This window comes from Candidatus Cloacimonadota bacterium, assembly GCA_012522635.1.
Taxonomy (GTDB): Bacteria; Cloacimonadota; Cloacimonadia; order Cloacimonadales; family Cloacimonadaceae; genus Syntrophosphaera.
In genome coordinates, this window is the sequence record JAAYKA010000069.1 from 1 (window position 1) to 7,427 (window position 7,427).

The 7,427-nt window shown below is 52.4% G+C and carries 7 protein-coding genes; 1 reads left to right on the plus strand and 6 read right to left on the minus strand.

The features are described from left to right. Both GX135_03940 and xseA read right to left on the minus strand, forming a co-directional pair. Positions 1 to 565 (minus strand): family 10 glycosylhydrolase (locus tag GX135_03940; GenBank protein NLN85242.1); only part of this gene is annotated, 565 nt, incomplete at its 3' end. Continuing rightward, complete coding sequence (gene xseA / locus GX135_03945) at positions 558 to 1,910, minus strand: exodeoxyribonuclease VII large subunit (GenBank protein ID NLN85243.1); 1,353 nt, start codon at positions 1,908 to 1,910, stop codon at positions 558 to 560. The genes xseA and GX135_03940, both read right to left, overlap by 8 nt. 589 nt (positions 1,911 to 2,499) lie before the next feature. Here xseA and GX135_03950 point away from each other — a divergent pair. Next, a complete protein-coding gene (locus GX135_03950) occupies positions 2,500 to 3,672 on the plus strand; it encodes an FprA family A-type flavoprotein (protein NLN85244.1) in 1,173 nt (390 codons plus the stop codon). A gap of 80 nt (positions 3,673 to 3,752) precedes the next feature. On the opposite strand, the gene GX135_03955 is transcribed toward GX135_03950, so the two are convergent. From GX135_03955 to GX135_03970, 4 genes are all read right to left on the minus strand, one after another. Continuing rightward, on the minus strand, positions 3,753 to 4,322 hold the full coding sequence (locus tag GX135_03955; GenBank protein ID NLN85245.1) for an indolepyruvate oxidoreductase subunit beta: 570 nt from the start codon (positions 4,320 to 4,322) through the stop codon (positions 3,753 to 3,755). Next, positions 4,319 to 5,932 carry an indolepyruvate ferredoxin oxidoreductase gene (locus GX135_03960; protein ID NLN85246.1) on the minus strand — a complete coding sequence of 538 codons (1,614 nt, stop codon included), beginning with the start codon at positions 5,930 to 5,932 and terminating at the stop codon, positions 4,319 to 4,321. The genes GX135_03955 and GX135_03960 overlap by 4 nt, the downstream gene beginning before the upstream one ends. A gap of 128 nt (positions 5,933 to 6,060) precedes the next feature. Then, the gene (locus GX135_03965) at positions 6,061 to 6,663 is read right to left on the minus strand and encodes a ribonuclease HII (protein NLN85247.1); all 603 of its coding nucleotides are present in this window, start codon (positions 6,661 to 6,663) and stop codon (positions 6,061 to 6,063) included. After that, positions 6,660 to 7,427 (minus strand): class I SAM-dependent methyltransferase (locus GX135_03970; protein ID NLN85248.1); only part of this gene is annotated, 768 nt, incomplete at its 5' end. The genes GX135_03970 and GX135_03965, both read right to left, overlap by 4 nt.

Consider the following 7,427-nt stretch of genomic DNA (forward strand, 5'->3'; position numbering starts at 1 on the left):
AATCCAGATGCAGGCCATCCAATTCTGGATAGCCGCTGATGAGGTCGCCCACCACGTTCAGAATGTGTTGCTGCACTTCCGGAATGCCGGGATCGATGAAATGACCCGCGTTCGCGGAGGCTGAGGGTCGTGACAGATTGCGGTCGAAAGTTATCCAATCCCTGTGATTGCTATAGATATAGTTTCTTGCTATGAGGGCTGAATCCACCGGGGTGGCGTTGAGCACCACAATCCAGGCGTGGATTTTGAGTCCACGGGCTTGGCCTTCCCGCAAAACCTGCTCCAGCGGGTCAAAAGTCTGACCGTTGAGGATATGGCTGCGATATTCGGGATTTGGGAATTTGTCCGGCTTCCGGTTTGGCTGGTAGAGGGCGTCGGAACGGTAGCGAACCTCCAAAAATATGTCTGTCTGACCGGTCTCGACAGCGTCATCCACCATTCTGCTCACCTTTTGGGGTGTGTTTATCCCCCAGGGCAAAACCCAGACGGCACGGGCTTCCGCGTTCAAAACCAGGGGCAGGAACAGGCAAATTGATAAAATGATAAAATGGATATATTTAGGCATCGGAGTCCTTTGAAAGCCTGATGTTTTCGACCTTTGCGCCGGCGTCGCCATCTTTGAGGCGCAGGTTCAGGTTATCGCCAACCTTCAAATCCCGCGCCGAGGTGATAATCTTTTCGCCCCGGGTGATGAGGCTGAATCCGCGTTCCAGCACTTTGTTGGGTGAGAGGCTGTGGAGGCTGAGTTCGGCTTTTTCCAGGCGTGTCTTTTTCTCCCAAAAACGTTCCCCGGCTTCGGTTTCCAGCTTTTGGGCAAGGGTTTCCAAATGTCTTTCCAAAGTTTCAACTGTCTGTGCCGTATGGTTTTGCATGGAGATTTGGGCTTGGTTAATCCGTGATTGAGCCTGGCGCAGTTTGGCTTGGAAGCGGGAACTGGAGCGCAGCAGGTCCAAAGCGGCGCCATCCACCCTTTGCTGCATCGATTGCCAAGCTCTTTCAGGATGCTCACGTTCCAGGTCCAAAGCCAGGTCACCCAAACTTCGCTTGGCATATTCCATTCTCGCTTGGCTGGATGTTTTCAGGCGCGCGCCCAGCGAATCCAGATATGCCAAAATGTCCTTTTTATCAGGCACAGCCAGTTCCGCAGCGGCGGAGGGTGTGGGAGCGCGAACGTCCGCAACGAGGTCGGCGATGCTGAAATCAATTTCGTGACCCACGGCGGAAATGATGGGAGTTCGCGCGTCAAAAATTGCCCGGGCAAGCGCTTCGTCGTTGAAGCAAAAAAGGTCTTCCTGCGAGCCACCTCCGCGGGTGAGGATGATGAGGTCCACATTTTCGGAACTGTCAAAATACTGGATGCCCGCCAGAAGCTGACGCGCCGCTCCATCTCCTTGCACCAGAGAAGGATAGACCAATATCTCAACCGGCCAGCGCCGCTTCAGGATGTTCAAAATATCCTGCAATGCCGCTCCGGTGGGGGAGGTCACAATCCCGATTTTTTGGGGAAAGCGGGGCAGTTTCTGCTTGTGTTCGCTGGCGAAGAGGCCTTCTTCCTGCAGTTTTTGCTTGAGCAGTTCAAATTGTCTGGCCAGGTCACCTTTTCCCGCCAATTCCATACTTCTCACGTTGAGGTTGTAGGTTCCGCCCTTTTCATAAACCGTGAGTTTTCCAAAGCAGATTACTTCCATGCCTTCTTCCGGCTGGAAATTGAGGCTCAAATTCGCTGGACGGAAAAAGGTGCAACGCAGGGTGGCGTTGGGGTCGGTGAGGTTGAAATAGATGTGGCCGGAGCGGTGATGGGTGAAATTGCTAATCTCGCCGCGCACATAAAGCGCTTCGATCTGCGTTTCCACCACTTGCCGCAGATGCCGGGTTATTTCAAACACGCTGAATACAATCAAATCATCCATGGTAAGCCACTAAAACCATAAGCCTTTATTTGTCAATAACCGGGTTTTTGGGTTCACGCAGATTCTCGCGGAAGAAATGTCACGCAGATTACGCCGATAACGCAGATATTTTGATTGAAAGGTTTTATCGTTTTAGCGTTTCGCTGCGCGTGACGCCTGGAATACTGACAACTGAATACTTTCTACTCGCCATCTCGCCAGCCCCAAATTGATGAGATTATCGGGGCTGTAATCGATTAGAAAAATCTGAGGCTTCCTTGCTTGCCGCCTTATGTATTCCTTATGTTTCAAAGGCAAAGTTAAGCGACACAAATGGTTAGGGGAACGTGGGGTGTTTGCAGGGGACTCGTCCTATATATAGGCGAGGTGGGGTTTCTCGCAGTTTTTTTTGTCACGCAGATTGCGCCGATAACGCTGATTATTGATAGATTAGGGATGCACAGGATGATGAGGATAAAAAGGGGATTATTGGATTGAAACGATAAAACGTTAAACGCTACAAGGCCATCAAAAAGTAACCGCTTGCCATGGCGTCGCTTTTGTTTAGCATATTATTAACGGAATCGTGAAAAATAAGGAGAGATGAAGAATGAACTTCAGAAAAATCAAAGATAATGTATTCGCGGTTGGCGTTCAGGATTGGGGACGCAGGCTTTTTGACAGCCTGATTCCGCTTCCGGACGGAACCAGTTACAATTCATATCTGATAAAAGGCTCGGAAAAAACGGCGATTATCGACACGGTGGATCCCGCTTTTGTGGAGAAATATTTTGAGACCCTCGAAGGCCTTGAAAGCCTGGATTACATCATCACCCTGCACAGTGAACAAGACCATTCAGGCAGCATTCCCATGCTTTTGGAGCGCTTTCCAAAGGCGCAGGTTGTTTGCTCGCCCAAAGCCAAAGACCTGATTGTGGAGCATTTGCTTTTGGACCCCGAAAATATCCGCGTGATGGAAGACGGGGAAAAGCTGTCCCTGGGAGGCAAAACCCTGCGTTTTATTCACACACCCTGGGTGCATTGGCCGGAAACGATGGTGGCATATCTGGAAGAAGACCGCATTCTTTTCAGTTGCGACTTTTTGGGTTCACACTGGACCACCAGCGAGCTTTTCGTGGAAGACAATCCCGCGGTTTTGGAATCGGCAAAACGTTATTATGCCGAGATTATGATGCCCTTCAGAAGCTTCATCCTGAAAAACCTGGAAAAGGTGAAGGCGCTGGATATCGATTTGGTGGCGCCCAGCCATGGTCCCATCTGGAAAAAGCCGGAGGTGATTATCTCCGCGTATGAGGATTGGAGCAGCGATCGCGTTGAAAACAAAGTTGTGATTCCCTACATTTCCATGCACGGCAGCACCGCCAAAATGGTGGATTATTTCACCGATGAACTCATCCGTCTGGGCGTGAAAGTGGAGCTTTTTGACCTCGCCGTGACCGACATTGGAAAACTGGCGATGAGCCTGATTGATGCCGCCACAATCGTGATTGGCAGTCCCACCGTGCACGTTGGACCTCATCCGTTTGTGGCAAACGCCGCCATCTTGGCAAACGTGTTGAAACCCAAGGCTCGTTTCGCCGCTATCATCGGCTCCTACGGCTGGGGAACCAGAGTTGTGGACAGCACTTTGGGCTTGTTACCGAACCTGAAAGCCGAGGTTTTGGGCGCGGTGATTTGCAAAGGCGAGGCAAAGGAAGCCACGAAAAAGGAATTGACCGAATTGGCGGAATTGATTGCCAAAAAACATCAGGAAATTGCCTGAGGAAACCAAGCAATTTTACCCCAAAAAAAGAAGGGGACGCTTTTTTTAGGGCGTCCCCATTTTTATTTTAAGGTGGTTTTTTACTGTGCCTTGAAGCCGGCGTCCAGAGCGCGCAGGTTTGCCTCAACAATTGCTTCACCTTTGCGGATGAAGCTTTGGTGGATGGCCTTGCCCAGCTCTACGGCGCTGAAACCCAGATGGGTGGCGGCAGCGCCCAGCATCACGATGTTCATGCCGCGAGGCGCTTTCACGTCCTTGGCGATGGTGTCCGCGTCGATTAACACGTGGTTTGGCTGTTTGCGGATTTCGGCATAAATGCCTTCGACATCGGGGTAGTTGGTGATGTTTTTGAAGGGAGTTTTGTTCGCTATAAGCCAGCCATCTGGCGCCAGATAAGGCAGATAGCGCAAGGCTTCCATGGGTTCCACGCTGAGAATCATGTCAGCCTGGCCCATGGTGATGAGGTCGCTGTGGATTTCGGTGTCGGAAAGGCGGAGATGGGATTGCACGTCTCCACCGCGCTGGCTCATGCCGTGAACTTCGGCCTGTTTCAGATGCCAGCCACGGTTCAGGGCGGCTCTGCCCAAAATGGCAGCGATGGTCAGGATTCCCTGGCCTCCAACTCCCGCGAGGATGATGTCTTTTTTCATGCTTGCTTCTCCATTAAATCCTTGTTCTTTTTCATCAGGGTTTGAACGCATTCGCGGCGTGGGATGATGACGCTAACGCCTTCGTGGGCAAGCTCTTCCTTGTAAACCTGCACCATTTCGTCCCAGTTGCGCTTCAGGGGTGTGAAAACCCGGATGTGTTCGCGGGGAACGCCAATTCCCAGACAAATTTCTTCCAGGCGGCCAAAGCTGGTGTAATCCTGTCCGCCCGTCATGGCGGTGGTGGAATTATCCAGAATAACGATGACCACGTTGGTTTTTTCGTAAACGCAATCCAGCAAACCGGTCAGGCCGGAGTGGGTGAAAGTGGAATCGCCAATCACAGCCACTGCGGGATAGATACCCGCGTCCGCGGCGCCTTTTGCCATGGTGATGCTGGCGCCCATATCCACACAGGAATTGATGGCGTTGTAGGGCGGCATGAAGCCGAGGGTGTAGCAGCCGATGTCGCCGAACACGTGGCCGCGTCCAAATTCCTTCATCGCTTCGTTTAGAGCCAGGAAGCTGTCCGCGTGGGGGCAGCCAACGCAAAGAGCTGGGGGTCTGGGGCTGACGATTTCGGGAACGGGCTTTCCTTCCTCAAAAGGCAGACCAAGCGCGGCGGCAACCCGGTTGGGGTTCAATTCGCCATCGCGGGGAATGGTTCCGTCCAGGCGGCCGTGAATGGGCTTGGTTCCATCCCAGGAAAGGCCTTTGAGCATTTCTTCCACCACGGGCATGCCTTCTTCCAGGATGAGCAGCTTGTCGCAGCTTGTATAAAGCTGATGAATGGCTTTTTGGGGTAGCGGATATTGGCAGATTTTGATTACGGGGTGGGGGATGGGCTTGGCGCCGTAAACCTCACGCAAATAGTTGTATGCCAAACCGGTGGCAATGATGCCCAAAGAGCGGTCCGGGGCGTCGAAGCTGCTGTTGTTGAAAGGTGAATCTTCCGCTTCCTGGATAAAATCTTCCTGCAGCCCGAGCAGGTGTTTATATTTTTTGCGGGCGACGGCGGGAAGCAGCATGAATTGGAAGGGGTCTTCCGGCTTTTTCATGGGGTTTTGAGCCATGGGTTCGCGACGCTGAACCCCAGCCCGGGAATGTGAAAGCCGGGTGGTGAGACGAATCAGCACCGGCACCCGGTATTTTTCGGAGATTTGGAAGGCGTGGAAAGCCATGTCATAGCATTCCTGCTGGTTCGAAGGCTCCAAAATGGGAATCATGGCAAATTTGCCATAAAGGCGTGAATCCTGTTCGTTTTGGGAGGAGTGCATGCTGGGGTCATCTGCCACAGTGACAATCAGACCGCCGTTGGCACCGGTGAAAGCGGAATTCATGAAAGGGTCGGCAGCGACATTCAGGCCAACGTGTTTCATGGTCACCATGGCGCGTTTTCCAGCATAGCTCATGCCGATGGCGGCTTCCATGGCGGTTTTCTCGTTTGAAGACCAAACGCGGTGGACACCGCCTTCGATGGCCTGTTTGCTGCGTTGAACGTATTCGATGATCTCTGTGCTGGGTGTACCCGGATAGCCGTAAAATCCACTTATCCCGGCATCAAGGGCTCCCTGCGCAAGGGCTTCGTCGCCCAAGAGCATCAGTTTTTCCATAATCTGGAACTCCTTTATCTATTTTTTATATTTCAAAATTCAGGGGCAGGCGGCGTAAAATGGCAGCAAGCCCATGCAAACAAAATAAATAGCAAGTCTGTCCAGTAAATGTTAGCGGCGGAAATCAGTCAAGATTTTATTACAGAAACCCCGGAAAAACTTTTGCGATGGACACTGCAGGGGCCGTGTTCCACCAAGCTTGCCAGATGCGCCGCGGTTGGATAGCCTTTGTGGCGCGCGAAGCCATATTGGGGGTGGATTTCACCAAGTTTTACCATCAGACGGTCACGGTGAACCTTTGCCAAAATGGAGGCGGCGGCAATGCTGGCGGAAAGTGAATCTCCAGCGATGAGCGCTGTGGCGGGGCAGGGCAGCCCCAGTGGCATTTGGTTTCCATCGATGAGACAGTGGTCACCGGGTTTTGCCAGTTCCAGGACTGTCTGCAGCATTCCCCTCAGCGTGGCTTGCAGAATGTTGTGGGCGTCAATCCACTCGTTGTCAATCTCAACAATATGCCAGGCCCGGGCTTGGGCAATGATTTCCTCGAAAAGGCGTTCACGTTTTGCGGGGGAAAGCTTTTTGCTGTCGTTGATGCCAGCGATGGGCGCATTCAGTTCAAGTTTGACCGCGGCAACCACAACCGGACCTGCCAAGGCGCCGCGTCCCGCTTCATCAACACCGATTAAGCTGTTGAATCCCAGCGCCAAATCGTGTTCATACAAGGGGTTCATTTGGGTTTTTTAAGCAGAAAAAAGAGGCGGCAATAGCGATTGTCGAGGTCGCTGGCGTCCCGGTTCAGCAAATTCGGTCTGGTTTCGGGCGCGAAGATGGCTTTCAGTTCCAAGCCCGAATCGGCGCAAAGCTGGATTAGTTCGAAGGTCAGCCAGACCCGCTGGACGTGGCGTTCCTCAAATCGTTCATAGATGTTCAGCTTTTTGCGGAAAAGGTAAAAATGTGTGAGCTGGCGATAGGTAAGAGGTTCATAAGTGGAGATTTGGAGCATGTAACCATCCCGCACGCGGGTGAAACTGGTGTTGTCTCCAAAGTTTTCCAGGCTGTTGCGCAGGGTGGAGATGTCGAAAATGAAGGTTCCACCGGGCTCAAGGGCTTGGGAAGCATGTTTCAGCAGCTTGGCAGTGTCGGCTTTTTTGGTGAGATAGTTGAAGCTGTCGAACAGGCAGAAAATGAGGTCGTAAGGGCCTCCCGGGATGGGGTCTGTCAAAGAGTTGCGAAACAGCGTTGGTTTGAAATTTTTGCGGTCGGCAACGTGGAGCATGAAGGGCGAGCTGTCGCAGGCGTGGGTTTCATAGCCCCGAAAAACGAGGATGCTGGAGGCGTTGGCGGTACCGCAGGCCAGTTCCAGAACGCGTTTGGGCGCTTTGCCACTCACGCGCCGGTGCCAGGAAAGGAGGAGGTCAACCCAGCGCTCATAATTCACGTGGGACATATAGTTGTCATAATAGAGCGCGAAAAAGGAATATGAATTCAGGTGGGC

Bases quoted from the DNA above. Each gene is read 5' to 3' on its own strand.
- GX135_03955 (NLN85245.1), bottom strand. From the start codon at position 4,322: ATGAAAAAAGACATCATCCTCGCGGGAGTTGGAGGCCAGGGAATCCTG.
- GX135_03960 (NLN85246.1), bottom strand. From the start codon at position 5,932: ATGGAAAAACTGATGCTCTTGGGCGACGAAGCCCTTGCGCAGGGAGCC.
- GX135_03965 (NLN85247.1), bottom strand. From the start codon at position 6,663: ATGAACCCCTTGTATGAACACGATTTGGCGCTGGGATTCAACAGCTTA.
- GX135_03950 (NLN85244.1), top strand. From the start codon at position 2,500: ATGAACTTCAGAAAAATCAAAGATAATGTATTCGCGGTTGGCGTTCAG.
- xseA (NLN85243.1), bottom strand. From the start codon at position 1,910: ATGGATGATTTGATTGTATTCAGCGTGTTTGAAATAACCCGGCATCTG.